The 21,689-nt window shown below is 36.9% G+C and carries 10 protein-coding genes; all 10 read left to right on the top strand.

The features are described 5' to 3' along the window. Window positions 1-2: 2 nt before the first annotated feature. Window positions 3-1,574: a RagB/SusD family nutrient uptake outer membrane protein gene (locus tag B0M43_RS03880; RefSeq protein ID WP_078006777.1), complete on the top strand. Its 1,572-nt coding sequence runs from the start codon at window positions 3-5 to the stop codon at window positions 1,572-1,574. A 22-nt stretch (window positions 1,575-1,596) separates the two neighbouring features. Then, window positions 1,597-2,967, top strand: a complete 1,371-nt coding sequence (locus B0M43_RS03875) for a hypothetical protein (protein ID WP_246860194.1) — start codon at window positions 1,597-1,599, stop codon at window positions 2,965-2,967. Between the two features lie 124 nt (window positions 2,968-3,091). Then, complete coding sequence (locus tag B0M43_RS03870) at window positions 3,092-5,581, top strand: glycoside hydrolase family 2 (protein ID WP_078006994.1); 2,490 nt, start codon at window positions 3,092-3,094, stop codon at window positions 5,579-5,581. Window positions 5,582-5,822: 241 nt separating this feature from the next. Continuing rightward, a complete protein-coding gene (locus B0M43_RS03865; RefSeq protein WP_078006778.1) occupies window positions 5,823-8,222 on the top strand; it encodes an alpha-xylosidase in 2,400 nt (799 codons plus the stop codon). Window positions 8,223-8,457: 235 nt separating this feature from the next. Then, window positions 8,458-10,464 carry a glycoside hydrolase family 97 protein gene (locus B0M43_RS03860; RefSeq protein WP_078006779.1) on the top strand — a complete coding sequence of 669 codons (2,007 nt, stop codon included), beginning with the start codon at window positions 8,458-8,460 and terminating at the stop codon, window positions 10,462-10,464. Between the two features lie 372 nt (window positions 10,465-10,836). Then, on the top strand, window positions 10,837-12,402 hold the full coding sequence (locus B0M43_RS03855) for a glycoside hydrolase (protein ID WP_078006780.1): 1,566 nt from the start codon (window positions 10,837-10,839) through the stop codon (window positions 12,400-12,402). Between the two features lie 86 nt (window positions 12,403-12,488). Continuing rightward, entirely contained in the window at window positions 12,489-14,732 is a 2,244-nt protein-coding gene (locus B0M43_RS03850; RefSeq protein ID WP_078006781.1) for a glycoside hydrolase family 3 C-terminal domain-containing protein, read from the top strand. Window positions 14,733-14,889: 157 nt separating this feature from the next. Then, complete coding sequence (locus tag B0M43_RS03845) at window positions 14,890-16,401, top strand: cellulase family glycosylhydrolase (RefSeq protein ID WP_078006782.1); 1,512 nt, start codon at window positions 14,890-14,892, stop codon at window positions 16,399-16,401. A 323-nt stretch (window positions 16,402-16,724) separates the two neighbouring features. Beyond that, on the top strand, window positions 16,725-18,674 hold the full coding sequence (locus tag B0M43_RS03840) for a sialate O-acetylesterase (RefSeq protein ID WP_078006783.1): 1,950 nt from the start codon (window positions 16,725-16,727) through the stop codon (window positions 18,672-18,674). Window positions 18,675-19,016: 342 nt separating this feature from the next. After that, on the top strand, window positions 19,017-21,422 hold the full coding sequence (locus B0M43_RS03835; RefSeq protein WP_078006784.1) for a glycoside hydrolase N-terminal domain-containing protein: 2,406 nt from the start codon (window positions 19,017-19,019) through the stop codon (window positions 21,420-21,422). The last annotated feature ends 267 nt before the right edge of the window (window positions 21,423-21,689 follow it).

Below are 21,689 nucleotides of genomic sequence, written 5' to 3'. Positions count from 1 at the left end.
AGATGAAAAATACATATTTATATATTTTCTGTTTGAGTTTATTGTCTCTGGGTTCTTGTAGTTTAGAAACAGATCCTTTGACTCCAATAGATACAAGTTTTTACAAAACCAAAGACGATGCTTATGTGGCATTAGTAGGTTGTTATGACGGAATGCAGGTAGCAACAGGTGGTGCAGGAATGGGAATTCCGGTAATAAGCGAAATCATGTCTGACAATTGTTTTGGAGGTACAGGAAATTCAGATGGTTACAATTATGCCGCCATCGACGAATTTGATATTTCAAGATCTCCCGGAGATACTGATTTACTTAATACCAATTGGATCGCATATTATAAAGGAATTTATCGTTGTAATATGTTATTATCCAAAATGGATCAGATCGAATGGCAAGGCGACACTGCTTTAAGAAATACATACGAATCTGAAACGAGATTTATTAGAGCCTATCTTTATTTTGAAATGACCCGTTTATGGGGAAGTGTGCCTTTGTTGACAGTACCAACTTCTGAGAATGTTCCGCAGGCCACTCCAGAGGCAATTTATAAAGTAATAGCAGATGATTTAGTATTTGCTTCAAACAATTTGCCAACAGAAGCCTATAATGCGAAACCAAACGGTCGCATTACAAAATGGGCTGCAAAATCTTTACTTGGTCGTGTTTACTTATACTATACAGGTTATTACGGAAAAACTGATTTAGCCGGTGTCGTAACAAAAACTCAGGCTTTAGGACATTTAGAAGACGTTATTTCTTCAAGTGGTCATGGTTTAGTAGCTGATTTCTCTACTCTTTGGCCAGCAGCTTCGGTAGAAAAATATGCAGGAGAAGGTAATAGAGAATTCATTTTTTCAATAAAATACACTTATACAAGTGACTATAACGGAAATACTGATAGTAACCAATGGATGGTAATGTTTGGGATGAGAGAATTCTCTTCTTATCCATATGGCCGTGGTTGGGGAGTTACTGTAAATTCAAAGTTATGGAATGCTTACAGCGCAACAGATACAAGACGTACTGCAAGTATCATTGGAGTTGATGAAGAAAAGATACCATTTGATAAAAAAAATAGCCAAAGAGAATACACTGGATATTACAACAAAAAATATTCTCCAATGGTGAATAAAGATGGAGTAGATCTTCCTATTGCTATGGGAAGCCAGTTTTGGGACATAAGCCAATTTCAGGATTATGTCGTGTTAAGATACTCTGACGTTTTATTGATGGCTGCAGAACTAGGAAGCGGAAATGCGCAACGTTACTTTGATGAAGTTAGAGAAAGAGCTTACAAAGAGAATTTTGTTTCATTACCGGTAAATGCTGATAATATTTTGAACGAGAGACGCCTGGAGTTTGCTCTTGAAGGAGTAAGATACTATGATTTATTACGTCAGGGTATCGGAAAAGCTTCTTCTGCAATTGCAGAATCTACAACATTATTAAATGGTGGAGTTCCTACAACAAAAACAATTTCGGCAGGTAAAATTCAGGAAACAAAAGGATTGATCCAAATTCCGAATACTCAGATTACATTATCCGGAGGAGTTTTGAAACAAAATGCTGGTTGGTAATTTTAACTAAAAAATCAAAGAAATGAAAAATATTAAATTATTAATTACATCATTTTTGGTGTTAGCACTAATGCTGGTTTCGTCTTGTTCTCCAGATTCATATGCTCTGGACAGCGCAATGGACAAATCGGATATACATTTTGATATTACTCAGGATTTAGTTACAGATCCGGGAGGGAATACAGTATTATTAAAAAACACAACTCCGGGAGTAGTGTTAAACTGGGATTATGTTACAGGAAAATCAAATAAAGCCGAACAAAAAGTACAATATGCTTTTAAAGGTTCTTATACTATTAAAATCTCAGCAGTAACAGATGGTGGTATTGTAGAATTAGATCCTGTAACTATTACAGTAAGTGAGGACAACCTAAATTATGTTAATGATCCTCTTTGGACTGCATTATCTGGTGGCGTTGGACACAAAAAATCTTGGGTACTTGACAATGGTAAATACGGTTTGGCTCAGGGAGCAATGTCTTTTGCAGATCCTAATACAGTAGTTGAGTGGAATAAATTTTCTCCAAACTGGGAACCTGCAGGAAATGCCAATTCAAGTACAGATGCAGATATGCACTGGGGAAGATACATGACATTCAGCCTTGACGGAGGACCTTTTATGACCGTTCACGAAGCTGACGGAACTAGTATCGAAAGCGGAGCTTATTTCTTAGATGTTAATGCACATACTTTAACAACAACAGGAGCTACAATTTTAAGACCGGACAATTATATTGCAAATGCAAGCAACTGGACAAGTGAAATCAAAGTATTAACACTTACAGACAATCAGCTAAGAATTGCTATTAAGAGAACCAATAGCGAAGGACCATGGTGGTACATCTGGAATTTTGTTTCTAAAGAACATGCAGACACCTACGTTCCTCCAGTTACAGTACCAGTTTTTGATGAAGGCTACAATCCAACTTTTGCCCCTGGAGAATTAGTAACTATGTTAACCGGTGGTGCTGGTGCAGGAAGAGTTTGGAAATTAGATGCAGGAGGAAACCCTGTTGACTGGGTAGGAAAAGGTATAGGATGGACAGTTGATGCCAGCAGTTCTTCTGATTGGGGATGGAACCCTGGTTGGGCTACAGTAGCAGGTAATTCATGGATACGTTTTGATCAATGGGGAGGTAAATTAAACTATACCCGCAGTCAAAATGGTGTAGTAACTACAGGTTTATTTACCATAAATGCAGCAACCAACGAAATTAATTTAGGAACAGATACATTGATTCAAAATTCAGATAGCTGGATGAGTCCAACTGTAAATGTTATCAAAGTAGTAAAAGCATATAATAAAGATTATCTTCAAAAAGGTATTTGGTTAGGAACATCTTATGATGCGACTAAAGATGAGTGGTTCGTTTTCCATTACATCATCCCTTAAATAATGGCGGTTTTTATAACTAAAAACCAAATTGTTTAAAAGTATAAAACAACCGGTAGGGGATTTACAAAGTCGCCTATCGGTATGTTTATATTTGTTTTTAAATATTAAAAATCCTTTCAAAATGAAGAATAAAAGAAAATACTTCAATAATGGACTACCATTATTAATGCTAATCGGAATTATCTTGTTGGGCTCTTGCAGCAAAAAAGAGGATGCTTTTGCAAACAGAAAAGTTTCTTTTAATTCAGATTGGAGTTTTCATTTAAATGATAGCATAATTGATAAAGATACCATTGGCGCTTCAACCAAATGGAGAGCCTTAGACGTTCCTCACGATTGGAGTATTGAAGGTAATTTTGACGAAAAAAGTCCTGCAGGTTATGGAGGCGGAGCTCTAAACGGAGGTTTAGGCTGGTACAAAAAAACATTCAAAGTCGCTGTAGAAGACAGCACAAAAGTAACTTCAATTACTTTTGACGGCGTTTACAAAGACAGTGAAGTTTGGGTAAACGGGCATTATTTAGGAAAACGTCCAAACGGATATATTGGTTTTCAATATGATATGTCGCCATATTTAAATTATGGAGACAAAAACAATGAAATAATTGTTAAGGTTGACAATTCAAAACAACCTAATTCACGTTGGTATTCAGGTTCAGGAATTTTTAGAAATGTCTGGATCGAAACCACCGATAAACTACACGTTGCACAATGGGGAACTTATGTGACAACGCCAAAAGTTACGGCTCAAAAAGCTTCGATACATTTTGAAACTACCATTCAAAATCAAAACACAGCAGCAAAAAAAGCGACCGTAACCACTACTATTTTTAAAGAAGATACCAAAGTAACATCGGTTACTCAAAATATAACGATTAGTGCCAATGCCAATCAAACCTTAAAACAATCGGCAGAAGTAGAAAGCCCTGTTTTATGGTCGGTTGAAAAACCGGAATTGTATACCGCAGTTACCGAAATTTCGCTTGACGATAAAATCATCGATCAATACAAAACCAATTTCGGAATCAGAGATTTTAAATTTGATTTGAATAAAGGTTTTATTTTGAATGGAAAACAGGTAAAAATAAAAGGAGTTTGTTTACATCATGATTTAGGTCCGTTAGGTGCTGCGATCAATACGCGCGCTATCGAACGCCAGTTAGAGATTATGAAAGAAATGGGCGTAAACGGAATCAGAACTTCTCATAATCCTCCCGCTCTGGAACTTTTAGACCTTTGCGATAAAATGGGTTTCATTGTCATGGATGAAGCTTTCGACATGTGGAAACAAACCAAAACCAAATACGATTACGGAAACGATTGGGACAAATGGCACAAAAAAGATCTAATCGATCAATTGCTGCGCGACCGAAATCACCCAAGTATTTTTGTTTGGAGTATCGGAAATGAAATTCCGGAACAATGGAATGAAACGGGTGTTGCAATTGCCAAAGAATTAGCCGCAATTACACGTCAGTACGATAAAACACGTCCATTAACTGCAGCGATGAATCCGCCGGTAAATATGAATATTGATGAAGTGACGTTACAGTTTGAGAAAAACATTGTATCGATTAATCCGCTTGCCGCATCTGGTGTTTTAGACTTAATTGGATACAATTATGCACATCAAACGTATGCGCATCATCAAAAAAACTTTCCAAATACACCTTTTATAGCAACAGAAACAACTTCAGGTTTACAGACAAGAGGCTATTATGATGCGGTTTCGGATACCATAAAAAAATGGCCGGTTAGTTGGGATAAAAAATTTGAAGGAGGAAATCCAGGAAATACCGTTTCAGCTTACGATCAGGTGCAGACGCCTTGGGGATCAACGCACGAAGCAACCTGGAAAGTAATTAAAAAACACGATTTCCTTTCCGGAATGTACATCTGGACCGGTTTTGATTATATCGGAGAAGCAACGCCTTACGAATGGCCGTCAATCAGTTCGTATTTTGGAATCGTTGATTTAGCCGGTTTCCCAAAAGACGTTTATTATATGTACCAAAGCGAATGGACAGACAAAACCGTCCTGCACATTTTTCCGCATTGGAACTGGAAAGCAGGACAAACCGTTGATGTTTGGGCTTATTACAATAAAGCCGATGAGGTGGAACTTTTCGTAAACGGAAAATCAGTTGGAAAAAGAAGTAAAAAAGGAGACGATCTTCATGTAATGTGGAGAATTCCTTTTGAAGCGGGAACTTTAAAAGCCATTTCTCGTAAAGACGGAAAAGTGGTTTTAGAAAAAGAAATTAAAACAGCTGGAAATCCTTCGCAGTTAAAATTAACCGCAGACAGAAGTACAATCAAAGCAGACAAAAATGATTTGTCATTTGTTACAGTTGATATTTTAGATGATAAAGGTACTTTGGTTCCGAATGCCAATAACGAAATCAATTTTTCATTAAAAGGAAACGGAAAAATTGTTGGTGTTTGCAGCGGTGATCCCGTAAGTCACGAACCGTACAAAGGAACTAAACATACCGCTTTGGCAGGAAAATGTTTAGTAATCGTTCAATCGGGTAATTCAGCCGAAAGATTAGAATTAACCGCTAAAGCGAATGGATTGAAACAATCAACAATTGTAATTACAACGGAATAAATTTTTGAAATTTTAAATATAGCCACAGATTAAAATGATTAAAAAGATTTTTATGCTCTCGCAGATTTAGCAGATCATGCAGATTTATTTTTCCAAATCTCTGTAAAAAGATAGCAACAGATAAAATGATTAAAAAGATTTAAATCTGCATAATCTGCTAAATCTGCGAGAGAAAAGAAAAAAGAAAAAAAATCCTTTCGAATCCTTTTAATCTGTGGCAAAAAAAAATAAAAAGTAACCAATGAAAAACTCAAAATTAACCACATTGCTTTCTGCGTTTATGTTTGGATTTTTGGCAGTTCCAAATGCTAGTGCTCAAATCCAAAATGCAGACGTACTAAATGCACCAATAGACATCAGTAAAGATTTTCAGAATTATCTGAATACCTTTTATTTTGCCGATGAATTAGCTTCTTTTGATCCTGCAACAGGAAAAGGAACTATAAAATATTTGAGATACAATTATAAAACGCGTCAGGCTTTCAACAATATGATGATGAAGCCAGACGTTGAAAAAGCAAACGAATTTCCAACAACAGAATACGAAGAATCTCCTGTTTTACCATTCGAAATTCAGTTTGTTTCTGATCGAACAGTTCGTATCAAAACGACATCTGGACCGCAATTTCATCCGCAAAAGGAATCTTTAATGCTGATTGACGGCGTTGCGCCAAATCATCCTGAATTATGGAAATATTCTAAAATTGAAGGCGGTCACAGTTATACAAGTAAACATGGAAGAGTTGAAATCCTGACAAAACCCTGGCACGTAAAAATCTACGATGAAAAAGGAAAATTGCTGACCAGTACACTTCACGATACCGATTTTAAAAACACGTATACGCCAACACTTCCGTTTTCTTATGTTCGCAGAAACAGCGATTATTCCAGAAGTATGGGCGCAGCTTTCAGTTTAGAACCGGACGAAAAAATATTTGGATGTGGTGAATCATTCACACAATTAAACAAACGCGGTCAAAAAGTAGTTTTATGGGCAGATGACGCAAACGGAATCCAAAATGAAACGATGTACAAACCGATTCCATTTTATATGAGCAGTCGTGGTTACGGAGTTTTCATGCACCATTCAACACCAATTACGGTTGACTTCGGGAAATATTTCTCAAGTGCAAACGAAATGTACATTGGCGATGACGAAGCCGATTTGTTTTTCTTCATCGGAGAACCAAAAGACGTTTTAGATCAGTACACCAATTTAACCGGAAAAGCTGCCATGCCGCCGCTTTGGTCTTTCGGATTCTGGATGAGCCGTATTACGTATTTCTCTGAAAAAGAAGGACGCGAAGTAGCAAAAGATTTGCGTAAATATAAAATTCCAACCGATGTTATTCATTTTGATACAGGCTGGTTTGATGTAGATTGGAGAAACAACTATGAGTTTGCAAAATCTCGTTTCCCGGATGCTACAAAAATGATGTCTGATTTAAAGAAAGATGGTTTCCAGGTTTGTTTATGGCAATTGCCTTATTTCACGCCAAAGAATACTTTGTTTCCTGAAATAATGGATAAAAACTTAGCAGTAAGAGACAGAAAAGGAAACCTTCCTTATGAAGATGCAGTTTTAGATTTCTCAAATCCAGAAACGGTGACTTGGTATCAAGCGAAGTTGAAAAAATTATTTGATGAAGGAGTTGCGGTTTTCAAAGTAGATTTTGGAGAAGCTGCACCACCGGACGGAATTTACCATTCGGGAAGAACTGGTTTCTACGAACACAATTTATATCCATTACGATACAATAAAGCTGTTGCAGAAATCACTCAAAAAGAAAAAGGATATACTTTAATCTGGGCGAGAAGTACTTGGGCAGGAAGTCAGCGTTATCCTTTACATTGGGGAGGAGATTCTGAAACCACAAACGGAGCAATGTCTGCAGAATTGCGCGGTGGACTTTCTTTAGGTCTTAGCGGATTCAGTTTCTGGAGTCATGACGTTGGTGGATTTGCTACTAAATCTCCGGAGAATTTATACAGAAGATGGACACCTTTCGGAATGTTAACTTCTCACGTAAGAAGCCACGGAGAACCGCCTCGCGAACCTTGGTTGTACAGCAAAGATTTCCTGGAAGGATTTAGAAAAGCAGATAACATGCGTTACGAATTAATGCCATACATCTACGCTCAGGCAAAAGAAAGTTCTCAAAAAGGATTGCCAATGATGCGTGCTTTATTTGTAGAATATCCAAATGATCCGGGAGCATGGTTAGTTGATAATGAATATTTATTTGGATCAAGCATGTTGGTTGCACCGCTTTTTGAAGAAGTTGAAGAAAGAGATGTTTACCTTCCGGAAGGAACTTGGATTGATTACCAAACCAAAAAAGTTTACCAATCAGGATGGCATAAAATCAAAGCCGGAGAAATACCAATTGTAGTGTTAGTAAAAGACGGAACAGCTTTGCCCCACATCGCTTTAGCACAATCTACAAAAGACATGGATTGGAGTAAATTGACACTTAAAGTATATGCAAGTGACAAAACAACATCGGCGACAGCCAAAGTATTTTTACCGGACGGTGATGCAGTACAAGAAATAAAAGTAACCAAAAACGGAAACAATTTTGACGTAGCTGCAAATCCATTAAACGGAAAAACCACTTTTAAAACAGAGTGGATAAAATAAAAAGTCAGCCACGAATTTCCACGAATTAAATTTGTGATAATTTGTGTAATTAGTGGCAAAAAAATATAACCACAGATTAAAGGATTAAAAAAGATTATTACTCTCGCAGATTTAGCAGATCAGGCAGATTTTTGTGTTATTTAAAATCAGCTCAATCTGCTAGATCTGCGAGAGAAAAAAATAAAAATCCTTTCTAATCCTTTAAATCTGTGGCCAAAAAAATAATTCAAAAAACATGAAAAACTATCTAATTCTCCCAGCCGTATTGTTTTCAGTAGCAATTGGCTACAGTCAGAAAAACAAAAACGCTTACGAACTGGCATCGCCAAACGGAAAAAACAAAATCAAATTTGAGCTGGTAAAAAATGCTCCAAAATACGCAGTTTCTCACGGAAAAACCGAAGTGATTTCTCCGTCAGATATGGGATTTTTGCTGAAAGGAAATGAAGATTTAAGCTCAAATTTTGAAATTAAAGGTGCCAAAACTTCAACTTTTGACGAAACTTGGGAACAAGTTTGGGGAGAAAAGAAAAACATCAGAAACAATTACAATCAGCTTGTAGTTGATTTACAGCAAAAAACAGGAAACAAACGTAAATTACAAATTCAGTTTCGTGCGTTTGATGACGGAATTGCTTTTAGATATGTGTATCCAAAGCAAAATGTAAAAGACAGTATTTTTATTACGGATGAAAAAACAACTTTCAATCTAAAAGAAGACGGAAAAGCATGGTGGATTCCGGCAAACAGAGAAAACCGCGACGAATATCTTTTCAAAGATGCTCCGGTAAGTACCTTGGACACCGTTTTAACTCCATTAACAATTGAAAGTAAAAGCGGATTGGCTCTAAGTTTTCACGAGGCAAATCTGATTGATTTTGCGAGTATGACTTTGGTAAACACAAAAGGAACCGAATTAAAATCGGATTTAGTGCCGTGGCCTGACGGAGTAAAAGTTCGCGTAAAAGATACGTTTACTTCTTCTTGGAGAACGCTTCAAATTGGAGAAAATCCAGGAGAATTGATTACTTCTTATTTGGTTTTAAACCTAAACGAACCAAACAAATTAAAAAATACAGCAAGTTATTTCAAACCTTATAAATATTTAGGAATTTGGTGGGGAATGCACATCGGGAAATATACTTTCTGGGAAAGCGACAAACAAGGTGCAACGACCAAACATGCTGAAGAATATATTGATTTTACAGCAAAAGAAGGCTTTCATCATTTATTGATCGAAGGATGGAACAAAGGATGGACGCCGGGCTGGTACGAAAACCGTATGCACATGTTCAGCTTCACGAAAAGCGCTGACAATTTCGACCTTGAAAAAGTAGTGGAATACGGAAAGAAAAAGAACATCGAACTAATCGGATATCACGAAACAGGTTCGAACTTAATTAACTATTTAAAAGAAGTTGATGAAGGTTTTGCTTTATACAAGAAACTAGGAATTCATACTGTAAAAATCGGTCACGTGGGTTCCAAATTGAATATGAAACAAATGCACTTTGGACAATTTGGAGTGAATTATTTCAGATACATTTTAGAAAAAGCAGCACAATACGATCTAGCTGTTTTATACCACGAATCGATAAAAGATACAGGAGAACGCAGAACTTTTCCAAACATGGTTTCGAGAGAGGCAGCGCGTGGACAAGAATATAACGCTTGGAGCGAAGGAAATCCACCAAACCATTTAACTATTATTCCATTCACAAGATTACTTTCCGGACCAATGGATTTTACACCTGGAATTTTTGATGTTGAGGTAAAACAAGGTTATCCTGGAAAAAGAATTCAGGGAACAGTTGGTCAGCAATTGGCACTGTATGTTACGATTTATGCACCAATCCAGATGTTGGCCGATCTTCCGGAAAATTACGAAGGAAAACCAGCTTTACAATTCTTAAAAGATGTTCCGACAGATTGGGAAGACACTAAAATCTTAGAAGGAAAAATTGGTGAATATATCACAACAGCAAGAAAAGACAGAAACAGCGCAGACTGGTATTTGGGAACTCTTACGAATGAAAAACCTAGAAATGTAGCAATTTCATTATCATTCTTAGATCCAAACGCAACTTACGAAGCACAAATTTATGTGGATGCCGAAGGAACAGATCAAACACACAATCCAGAAGCAGTTGCCATTTCTAAGAAAACAGTAAAAGCTTCAGATGTTCTAAATCTAAAATTAGGCGGAGCAGGCGGTGGAGCAGTAAGATTTAAAAAGCTGTAATTTGGGTTAGAGGTTAGATGTTAAAAGTTAATCGTTAGGTATAAACCAGACAGGTTTTTTACAACCTATCTGGTTTCGTAACGCAACAATTACATATAATTGTAGATACGCACAGCAGTGCGTCTAACATATAATTAGAAAATAAATATTTAGCCACAGATTAAATGATTAAAATGATTTTTATGTTCTCGCAGATTTAGCAAATAATGCAGATTTTTTATTCCAATCTGTATAAATAAAATATAGACACAGTTTAAAAAGATTTAAATCTCCCTAATCTGCTAAATCTGCGAGAGAAAAGTAAAAAATCCTTAGAATCCTGTTATCCCGATAACTATCGGGAGTGGCAAAAAATAAAAAAACCATTTTCAGATGAAAAAACTTTTAATCATAGCAACATTTTTATTTAGTTCAATCCATTTATTTGGACAAAATGAAAATCGAATCATAAAAGTTGATTATAAAAAAGAAGCAGGAAAATTAAACAAAATGTTTAAAGAATGCATTGGTGCCGGAAGAGCAAACGAAGGTTTGAGAGCTGACTGGCAGCAGCAATTGGCATTGGTAAAAAAAGAATGCGATTTTAAATACATCCGTTTTCATGGTTTATTGTCTGATGATATGGCCGTTTATCGTGAAGATAGCAAAGGAAATCCGGAATACAATTACCAATATATAGACGTTTTGTTTGATTATATTGTGAGTTTGAAAATGAAACCCTTTGTAGAACTAGGTTTTATGCCTAATGCTTTAGCAAGCGGAAAAGAAACTATTTTTTGGTGGAAAGGAAATGTAACACCTCCAAAAGATTATAAAAAATGGGAAGATTTAATTAAAAATCTAACCGCACATTTTAAGGAACGTTACGGAGATGAGGAAGTAAAAACATGGTATTTTGAAGTCTGGAACGAACCCAATTTAACTCCGGGTTTTTGGACAGGAACTCAGGCAGATTATTTCAAATTATACGAATACGCAGCACGCGGAATAAAAGCTGTAAATCCATCATACAAAGTTGGCGGACCAGCAACAGCAGGTGCAGGATGGGTGCCGGAAACAATTGATTTTTGTGTGAAAAATAATGTGCCTTTAGATTTTATTTCGACTCATACTTATGGTGTTAATCAAGGATATTTGGACGAATTCGGAACTTCTGGAACAGTTTTGAGCCCAGACATCAATAGTGTCAACGGAGATGTTAGTAATTCGCGTAAGCAGATTACTAATTCGGCTAAACCAAATTTAGAATTGCATTATACAGAATGGAGTTCATCTTATACTCCAGCAGATCCTATTCACGACAGTTATCATTCGGCAGCTTATATTCTGCAGAAATTGAAGCAAGTAGGCAATGATGCAAACTCCATGTCATATTGGGTTTTTACTGATATTTTTGAAGAACCAGGGCCAAGATTTACACCTTTTCACGGTGGTTTCGGATTGTTGAATACGCAAGGAATTAAAAAGCCGGCCTATTTCTCTTATTATTTAATGAATAAATTAGGAGAAACAGAACTTCAAAATTCAGATAAAGCGTCGTGGACTTCCAAAAATGCAAAAGGTGATGTTCAGGTTTTGCTATGGGATTTTACCAATACACATCCGGGAGATAAAGTTTGGAACCAAACTTATTATGTTCAGGATCTTCCATCAAAAGAAAAAGGAAAAGTAAAAGTTGAAGTCAACGGAATGCAGAAAGGAAAATATCTGCTAGAAATTTACAAAGTAGGATATAAATCAAACGACGTTTATGCAGATTATTTGGCAATGAATAAACCAAGTCAGTTAACACGTCAGCAGGTTAATTCATTAAAAGAAAAAAACAACGGCGCACCAATTGCAACAGAAAAAATTACGATTGACGGAAAAGGAACTTTCAGCAGAGAATTTAAAATCAATGAAAATGATGTTTTTTTTCTCAATCTGATTAAACAATAAACCACAAACATAAAAAATAATATTAACGGTATTTAAAGATTATTTGTGAGGCTGAGAATCTTTAAATCTAAAACACCTAACTATCTATGAAAAACAAAATGATATTCCTTTCGGCAGCAGTTGTTTTTGCATTGTTTACTTCTTGTAAAAATGATGCAAAGACAGAAGCTTCAAATTCGGATTCGGAACAGACAGAAGAATACACAGGAAAAGAAATAAGCACAGATCATGATGCTGAAATCGACAAATTGATTTCGCAGATGACATTGGAAGAAAAAATAGGAATGCTGCACGGGAACAGTATGTTTGCAAACGCAGGCGTAAAACGTTTAGGAATTCCAGAATTAAAAATGGCCGACGGTCCGTTGGGAGTTCGTGAAGAAATTTCACGCGACAATTGGGCTCCGGCAGGTTTAACAAACGACTTTGCAACGTATTATCCAGCAGGAGGCGCTTTGGCTGCAACTTGGAATGCAGAAATGGCGCATACTTTTGGAGCTAGTTTAGGAGAAGAATTACGTGCAAGAGACAAAGACATGTTACTTTCGCCAGCCATCAATATGGTAAGAACACCGCTTGGAGGAAGAACTTACGAATACATGTCTGAAGACCCTTTTTTGAATAAAAAACTTTCGGTGCCATTGATTGTTGGTTTACAAGAAAAAGATGTAATGGCTTGCGTAAAACATTATGCAGCAAACAATCAGGAAACCAATCGTGATTTTGTCGATGTACAAATTGATGAGCGTACACTTCGTGAAATTTATCTTCCCGCTTTTGAAGCTTCGGTAAAAGAAGCAAAAGCCTACAGTATTATGGGAGCTTACAATAAATTTAGAGGCGAATATTTATGTGAAAACGATTATATGCTGAATAAAATTCTTCGTGACGAATGGGGATTTAAAGGTGTAGTAGTTTCAGACTGGGCTGCGGTGCATTCTACAGCAAAAGCACTAAAAAATGGTTTAGATATTGAAATGGGAACACCAAAACCATTCAACGAATTTTTCTTAGCCGATAAATTAATTGCAGCCGTTAAATCTGGAGAAGTTTCAGAAAAAGAAATTGATCTGCATGTAAAACGTATTTTAAGAGTTTTATTCCAGGTTAAAGCAATGGGTGGAGGCGAGCGTGCAAAAGGAAGCATCGCAACAGAAGCACATTACCAGGATGCTTACAAAATTGCGGCAGAAGCAATTGTATTGTTGAAAAACGATAACAATGCTTTACCATTAAAATTAGACGGTGTAAAATCGATTGCTGTAATTGGAAACAATGCTATAAAGAAAAACGCTCTTGGCGGATTTGGAGCTGGAGTGAAAACAAAAAGAGAAGTTACACCTTTAGAAGGTCTTAAAAACAGATTGCCTTCTTCAATTAAAATCAATTACGCAGAAGGCTATTTAGAGCGTTACGACGAAAAAAACAAAGGAAACTTAGGAAATATTACTTCTACAGGACCAGTTACAATCGACAAATTGGATGACGCTAAAGTTCAGGAAGCAGTAGAAGCAGCTAAAAATTCAGATGTTGCGATCATTTTTGCGGGTTCAAACCGTGATTACGAAACAGAAGCTTCAGACCGTAGAGATTTACATTTGCCTTTTGGACAAGAAGAATTAATCAGAAAAGTAACGGCAGCCAATCCAAAAACTATTGTAGTAATGATTGCGGGAGCTCCATTTGATATTAATGAAGTAAGCCAAAAATCTTCTGCGTTAGTTTGGAGCTGGTTCAATGGTTCTGAAGGTGGAAATGCTTTGGCAGATGTTATTTTAGGAAAAGTAAATCCGTCAGGAAAATTACCTTGGACAATGCCTAAACAACTAAAAGATTCTCCAGCACATGCAACAAACAGTTTCCCTGGAGACAAAACAGTAAATTATGCAGAAGGAATTTTGATCGGATACCGTTGGTTTGATACTAAAAATGTTGCGCCATTATATCCTTTCGGATACGGATTGTCGTACACCACTTTTGCGCTTGATAATGCAAAAGCAAATAAAGAATCTTACGCTCAAAACGATGTAATTGAAGTTACTGTTGACGTTAAAAACACTGGAAAAGTAGACGGAAAAGAAGTGGTACAATTATATACTTCTAAATCTGATTCTAAAATTACCCGTGCAGCTCAGGAATTAAAAGGTTTCAAAAAAGCAGCTGTAAAAGCGGGAGGTTCAGAAAAAGTAACGATCAAAGTACCCGTAAAAGAATTGGCTTACTACGATGTTGCATCCAAAAAATGGACAGTTGAACCTGGAAAATATACGATCAAACTAGGAACTTCTTCTAGAGATATTAAAAAAGAAATTCAGGTAACAATCCAATAATACTTGAAATACTAATGCTCTTTAATTTTTATTAAAGAGCATTATTTTAATCTGTAGGTTGTAATTAAATTTTTATGTATTACGCACAACAGTTATTTTAATAAATAAAATGAAGTTGCCTGAATAAAACTTAGAACTAACTATTAAACCAAACCAAATGAAAAATACTATTAAGAGTTACCTGTTTAGTGCCATGTTGAGTTTGTCGTTTTTAACGATCTGGGCTTGCAGTTCAGACAAAGACGCAGCAGATCCGGCAACTGTAGAAAAAATGCTGAGTGCAGATACCAATAAAATTGACTTTTTAGGTAAAGGCAGTGAAGCTATAGTAAAAGTTAATGCCAATGTACAGGCCTGGACAATTACAAGTACTAATGCAAACTGGCTACAGTTAAGCCAGTCATCAGGAGTTAAAGGAACAGTTATCGTAAAAGTAACGGCTTTAGAAAACACAACAACAGAGGCAAGAACAGCAACCTTAACAGTAAGTTCAGGCGAAGCTCCATCAATTCAGATTGCAGTGTCGCAAGCAGCAGGAAATCCTGTTACAGGTTTGTACCCAAGTTACAACACCAACCCAATTGCAGCTGATGCTTCAGGAATGTCAAGTACCGCAGTTCAATTAGCCGCAAAAATAAAACTGGGCTGGAATATTGGGAACACTTTAGAAGCGACTAACGGAGAAACCGCCTGGGGAAATCCAAAAGTTACAAAAGCCTTAATCGATGCTGTAAAAGCAAGCGGATTTAATGCCATTAGAATTCCGTGTTCATGGAATCAGTATTTAGAAAATTCGGCTACAGCCAAAATTAAAGCAGATTGGCTAAACCGCGTAAAAGAAGTCGTGCAGTATTGTGTAGACAATAATATGTATGTGGTAGTAAACATTCACTGGGACGGTGGCTGGTTAGAAAACAATATTACCGAAGCCAAAAAAGTAGAAAACAACGCCAAACAAAAAGCATTCTGGGAACAAATTGCAACGCAATTACGCGGATTCGATGAGCATTTGCTTTTTGCCAGTGCCAATGAGCCGGCGGTTGAAGATGCAGCACAAATGGCAATTTTAACATCTTATCACCAAACTTTTATTGATGCTGTTCGTTCAACTGGAGGTAAAAATGCTTACAGAACATTAGTAGTTCAGGGCCCAACAACAGATATCGAAAAAACAAATAAGTTAATGACCAGCCTGCCAACAGATGCGGCAGCAAATCGCATGATGGTCGAAGTACATTATTATACACCATGGAATTTCGCCGGATTAACCAAAGACGAAACCTGGGGAAAAATGTTTTACTATTGGGGAGCAGCTTATCACTCAACGACAGATACAGATCGAAATGCAAATTGGGGTGAAGAAGCAGATTTAGAGAAAAACTTTAAATTAATGAAAAACCAGTTTGTTGATAAAGGAATTCCGGTTTTATTAGGAGAATTTGGTGCCATTCGCAGAACGACTTTAAGCGGAGATGCCTTAACTTTACATTTGGCTTCAAGGGCTTATTATTTAAAAACAGTGGTAAAAACAGCCAAAGCAAATGGTCTGTTACCATTTTATTGGGATGAAGGAAGTCTTGGTGACAACAGTTTCGGAATCATTAACAGAGCCAACAATACAGTTTCTGACACTCAGGCTTTGAATGCAATGATCGAAGGATTACAGTAAAAAATCTATTTACTATGTAAGGGATAAAAGATAATTTAAGTTTGATTTAAAAGTTCAAGTTCAGATTCTGATTATGCACAATTTTGTCATTTCGACCGAAGGGAGAAATCACACTAGGTGATCGACAATGAATGTCGCCAATTTTTGCGGAGTTTCTTGTGTGATTTCTCCTTAGATCGAAATGACAAACTATATCGTTTTTGCATTTAATTAAAATAAAAACAATAGATTCATCATATAAGTGATATAAGAAAATATAGGCACAATCCGCATCTAAAACTTAAATTATCTTATATCACTTATATGGTTTAAACAAAAAAACAATGAAGAAAAACATAATCTTTCTTTTTATAATGTGCAGCATCCTGGCAAACGCCAATGTTAGAATGCCATTGTTGTTTTCCGACGGAATGGTGTTGCAGCGCAATAAAGAAATTCCGGTTTGGGGTTGGGCAGAACCAAACGAAAAAGTAGAAGTTCATTTTAACAAACAAACCAAAACCATCCAAGCAGATAAAAACGGAAAATGGATGATTACATTATCTGCCGAAAAAGCCGGAGGACCTTTTGAATTATCCATTACAGGAAAAAATAAAATCATCATCAAAAATGTTTTGGTCGGTGAAGTCTGGATTTGCAGCGGACAATCGAACATGGAATTTCAGATGTATAAAGCCATGAACGCTGAGAAAGAAATGGCAGATTCTGATTATCCGATGATTCGTCATTTTGGAGTGGCGCAGGATTTAAGCGGAACTCCAAAAGAAGATCTTAAAGCAGGAAAATGGCTTGTTGCCAACAAAGAAAACATTCGCGATTTTACAGCGGCGGGTTTCTTTTTTGCTAAAAAATTATATGCAGAACTTAAAATCCCAATCGGAATCATCAATACTTCCTGGGGCGGAACCAATGTAGAAACATGGACAAGCCGTGAAGCATTCGAAAAAAGCGATGATTTTAAAAGCATGATTGCAGATGTTCCTCAGGTTGATATGGACGCCGTTTTTGAAGTCTATAAAAGAACACTTCTAGAGAATATTAGGAAAATACAAGGTTTTGATGTTTCAATGGAAAACGAAAACCAGTTTGCAGCATTCAGTTTTGATGATAAAAACTGGCCAGAAATAAAAGTACCGTCCTTATGGGAAAACCAGCAAATAGGCAATATTGATGGCGTAGTCTGGATGCGAAAAACAATTACCTTAACGGCAGAACAAGCCAAAAGTGAAGCTGTTTTACATCTTTCAAAAGTAGACGACGAAGATATTACCTATGTAAACGGCGTTGAAGTTGGAACCAATAAAATTTGGGAAACCTTAAGAGTTTATAAAATTCCCGCAGGAACTCTAAAAGAAGGAAAAAATGTAATCTCAGTTCGCATTGCAGATTATTCAGGCGGCGGCGGAATTTATGGCGATCCTGCCGATCTTAAAATTCAGTTTAAAGACAAAAATATTCCACTCGAAGGACTTTGGAAATTCAATGTTGTGCAGGTAAAAATTGCCGTTTCACCCAACAGTTATCCATCGTTATTATACAATGCAATGGTCAATCCGTTGGTTCCGTATGCGTTTCAGGGCGTTTTATGGTATCAGGGCGAAGCCAATGTTTGGCGCGCAAAACAATACAAAAAAGCATTTCCGCTAATGATCAACGATTGGCGAACAAAATTCAAGCAAGGCGATTTTCCTTTCTACTTCGTTCAATTATCCACTTTTGATGAATTCAAAGGAAACAGTAAAGTAGGAAGCCGTTGGGCAGAACTTCGTGAAGCACAAGCCGAAACTTTAAAATTAAAAAATACCGGAATGGTCGTTACCACAGATATTGGTAATGCAAAAGACATTCACCCCACAAACAAACAAGATGTCGGCTTACGTTTGGCCGCAATTGCACTGAATAATGTGTACGGCAAAAAGCAAATCTATAGCGGACCAACTTTTAAATCTCAGGAAATAAAAGGAAATCAAATCATCTTGACATTCGATAATATCGGTTCAGGATTATCAACTCCGGATCATTCAGAAAACGTAAAAGGATTCGAAATTGCAGGTCCCGACAAAGTTTTTCATTCCGCGAAAGCGATAATAAAAGGCAACAAAATCATCGTTTCCAGCGACGAAGTAAAAAATCCTGTGGCTGTCCACTATGGTTGGGCAGACGACGATACCGAAATCAATCTTTTCAATAAAGAAAAATTCCCCGCATCGCCTTTCAGAACCGATAATTGGGAAATGATTACGGCAAATGAAGTTTATAAGGTGAGTAAATAATATTTTTGTGTGACATTTGGGCGTGACCGTATTTACAAAAGGCGCTACTTAACAAACCGCTTATGTGCGCCTTTCGCAAATACGGTCGGGCTATCACTGCTACTGCGGTAGCTTAGCTCTATCCCTCACGCAAAAGGGTTAAACGAGATGTTTATTTTTATAAATTTGGATATTGCTGCTATCATTCAGATGAATTAAAATCCATCCCTACAAAATAATCGAAGCCAAAGGCTCTTTCAAAAGTTCCGGAGGAACGAGCTATATTGTAGCATCGGATTTCAATCCGTTGTACGCGAGATTAGCATATTTAAACCGTATTAATTCAAAATCAAAAAAGAATACATGAAATCAAACCTCATAAAAATATTCTTCATTTTACTATTCACCACTTTCTTTACAAACATGACGGCACAATCCAGTCATGTTTTGTGGTACAATCAACCCGCAGAATTCTTTGAAGAAAGCTTAGTTTTAGGAAATGGAAAAATGGGAGCAACCGTTTTTGGCGGAGCAAACTCAGATAAAATTTACCTGAACGATGCCACGCTTTGGTCAGGCGAACCCGTAAACGCCAAAATGAATCCCGAAGCTTACAAAAACATCCCGGCAATTCGCGAAGCATTAAAAAACGAAAATTACAAACTAGCCGAAGAACTTAATAAAAAAATTCAGGGAAAAAACTCAGAATCATTTGCGCCTTTAGGAACATTAGAAATCAATAATTCCGAAAAAGGAAAAGCAGTAAATTATCGTAGAGAACTGGATATTTCGAATGCCACATCAAAAGTAAGTTACGAATTAAACGGTGTAAAATTTACCCGTGAATATTTTGTCTCAGCTCTGGATCAAATTATGATTATCAAATTGACAAGCGATCACAAAGGAGCTTTAAATTTTGATGTTAATTTAAAAAGTCTCTTAAAATCAAATGTCGAAGTAAGAAGCAATATTCTGGTAATGAAAGGTTCCGCACCAATTCATGAAAATGCCGGATATACTGTTTTACCAAAATATCTTGAAGCAAAAGAAAGAGGAACACGATTTACAACTTTAGTTCAAATCAAAAAAACAGACGGGAAAGTTACAAGTTCCAGAGAATCTCTAAGTTTAAGTGATGCCACAGAAGCCATTATTTATGTTGCTGTTTCCACAAGTTTTAACGGTTTCGACAAAAATCCAGCTACCGAAGGTTTAGATGATGTATCAATTGCTTTGCAAAACCTGAATAAATCATATGCCAAATCATTTGATCAATTAAAAGAAAGCCACACCAAAGATTATCAAAAATTCTACAATCGTGTCACTTTAGATTTAGGCAAAACAACCGCTCCGGATTTACCAACAGACGAACGTTTATTGCGTTACGCTGACGGAAAAGAAGATAAAAACCTCGAAATTCTCTATTTCAATTTCGGACGTTATTTGCTCATAAGCAGTTCGAGAACTTTGGGCGTTCCGGCCAATTTGCAAGGAATCTGGAATCCGCATTTAAATCCGCCGTGGAGTAGTAATTATACCATGAATATCAATCTGGAAGAAAACTATTGGCTGGCCGAAAACACTAATCTTTCAGAAATGCATTTGCCACTTTTAGGATTTATAAAAAATCTTTCGGTAACCGGAAAAGTAACCGCAAAGACTTTTTACGGAGTTGATAAAGGCTGGGCAGCAGCGCACAATTCTGATATCTGGGCCATGACAAATCCCGTTGGGCAATTTGGCAAAGAAGATCCAATGTGGGCCTGTTGGCCACTTGCTGGCGCATGGTTAAGCACGCATATTTGGGAGCATTATATTTTTACACAGGATAAAGCCTATTTAAAAAATGAAGGTTATCCGTTAATGAAAGGTGCAGCTGAATTTCTTTTAGGATGGATGATAACCGATAAAAACGGAAATTTAATCACGTCGCCATCCACTTCACCCGAAAATCAATACCTGACACCTGATGGTTTTGTTGGCGCAACCCTGTATGGAGGAACGGCTGATTTGGCCATGACAAGAGAATGTTTCGACAAAACGATAAAAGCTTCGAAAGCCTTAAATACTGATGCCGATTTTAGAGGAAAACTAGAAACAGCACTTTCAAAATTGCATCCGTATCAAATTGGTAAAAAAGGAAATCTTCAGGAATGGTATTTCGATTGGGAAGATAAAGATCCCAAGCACCGTCATCAATCGCAATTGTTCGGACTTTTCCCCGGAGATCATATCACGCCAGAGAAAACGCCTGATTTAGCCGCAGCTTCAAAAAAGACTCTGGAAATAAAAGGCGACGAAACCACAGGTTGGTCAAAAGGCTGGAGAATCAACCTTTGGGCAAGACTTTGGGACGGAAATCGTGCGTATAAAATGTTCAGGGAATTATTGCGTTACGTAGATCCTGACGGAAAGAAAACCGAAAAACCAAGAAGAGGAGGAGGAACGTACCCGAATTTATTCGACGCGCATCCACCATTTCAAATCGACGGAAACTTTGGCGGAGCCGCAGCCGTTGCCGAAATGTTGGTTCAATCCAACGAAAACGAAATCAGATTATTACCCGCTTTACCGGATGCCTGGGAAACGGGATCAGTAAAAGGAATTTGCGCCCGTGGCGGATTTGAAATCGAAATGAATTGGGAAAATAAAATCCTGAAAAAAGTGACGGTTTCATCTAAAACAGGAGGAAAAACGACTTTGATTTCTGGAGATAAAAAACAAAATATCACGTTGAAAAAAGGAGAAAAACTAGAAGTGAACTGGTAAAAGATATTCTAAACGCAATCTTTGTCAAACCCGACATGTTTTTAAAACCTGTCGGGTTTCGCTATAAGGAGTTTGTTCTTTTTTACAAATTTTCGGTATTGGAATTGTTAGATTTACATTTTTAAGCTCCATCGGAGCGATATATTTATAGCAAATAATGTTACGTTTGGTAAATCAAGCTCCATCGGAGCGACATATTATATTCCACCCCGCTGGGGTTTTATGTTGGTACATTTATAAATTTTCTATAAATATTTCGTCCCTCTG

Origin of the sequence: Flavobacterium sp. KBS0721 (assembly GCF_002007065.3) — a bacterium.
Taxonomy (GTDB): domain Bacteria; phylum Bacteroidota; class Bacteroidia; order Flavobacteriales; family Flavobacteriaceae; genus Flavobacterium; species Flavobacterium piscis.
The sequence above is the reverse complement of the archived record's forward strand: the minus strand, read 5'-3'. Positions and strand labels throughout refer to the sequence as shown.

What these genes read in the sequence shown, in the direction of transcription:
- B0M43_RS03880 (WP_078006777.1), top strand. Translation starts at nt 3, where the DNA reads ATGAAAAATACATATTTATATATTTTCTGTTTGAGTTTATTGTCTCTG.
- B0M43_RS03875 (WP_246860194.1), top strand. Translation starts at nt 1,597, where the DNA reads ATGAAAAATATTAAATTATTAATTACATCATTTTTGGTGTTAGCACTA.
- B0M43_RS03870 (WP_078006994.1), top strand. Translation starts at nt 3,092, where the DNA reads ATGAAGAATAAAAGAAAATACTTCAATAATGGACTACCATTATTAATG.
- B0M43_RS03865 (WP_078006778.1), top strand. Translation starts at nt 5,823, where the DNA reads ATGAAAAACTCAAAATTAACCACATTGCTTTCTGCGTTTATGTTTGGA.
- B0M43_RS03860 (WP_078006779.1), top strand. Translation starts at nt 8,458, where the DNA reads ATGAAAAACTATCTAATTCTCCCAGCCGTATTGTTTTCAGTAGCAATT.
- B0M43_RS03855 (WP_078006780.1), top strand. Translation starts at nt 10,837, where the DNA reads ATGAAAAAACTTTTAATCATAGCAACATTTTTATTTAGTTCAATCCAT.
- B0M43_RS03850 (WP_078006781.1), top strand. Translation starts at nt 12,489, where the DNA reads ATGAAAAACAAAATGATATTCCTTTCGGCAGCAGTTGTTTTTGCATTG.
- B0M43_RS03845 (WP_078006782.1), top strand. Translation starts at nt 14,890, where the DNA reads ATGAAAAATACTATTAAGAGTTACCTGTTTAGTGCCATGTTGAGTTTG.
- B0M43_RS03840 (WP_078006783.1), top strand. Translation starts at nt 16,725, where the DNA reads ATGAAGAAAAACATAATCTTTCTTTTTATAATGTGCAGCATCCTGGCA.
- B0M43_RS03835 (WP_078006784.1), top strand. Translation starts at nt 19,017, where the DNA reads ATGAAATCAAACCTCATAAAAATATTCTTCATTTTACTATTCACCACT.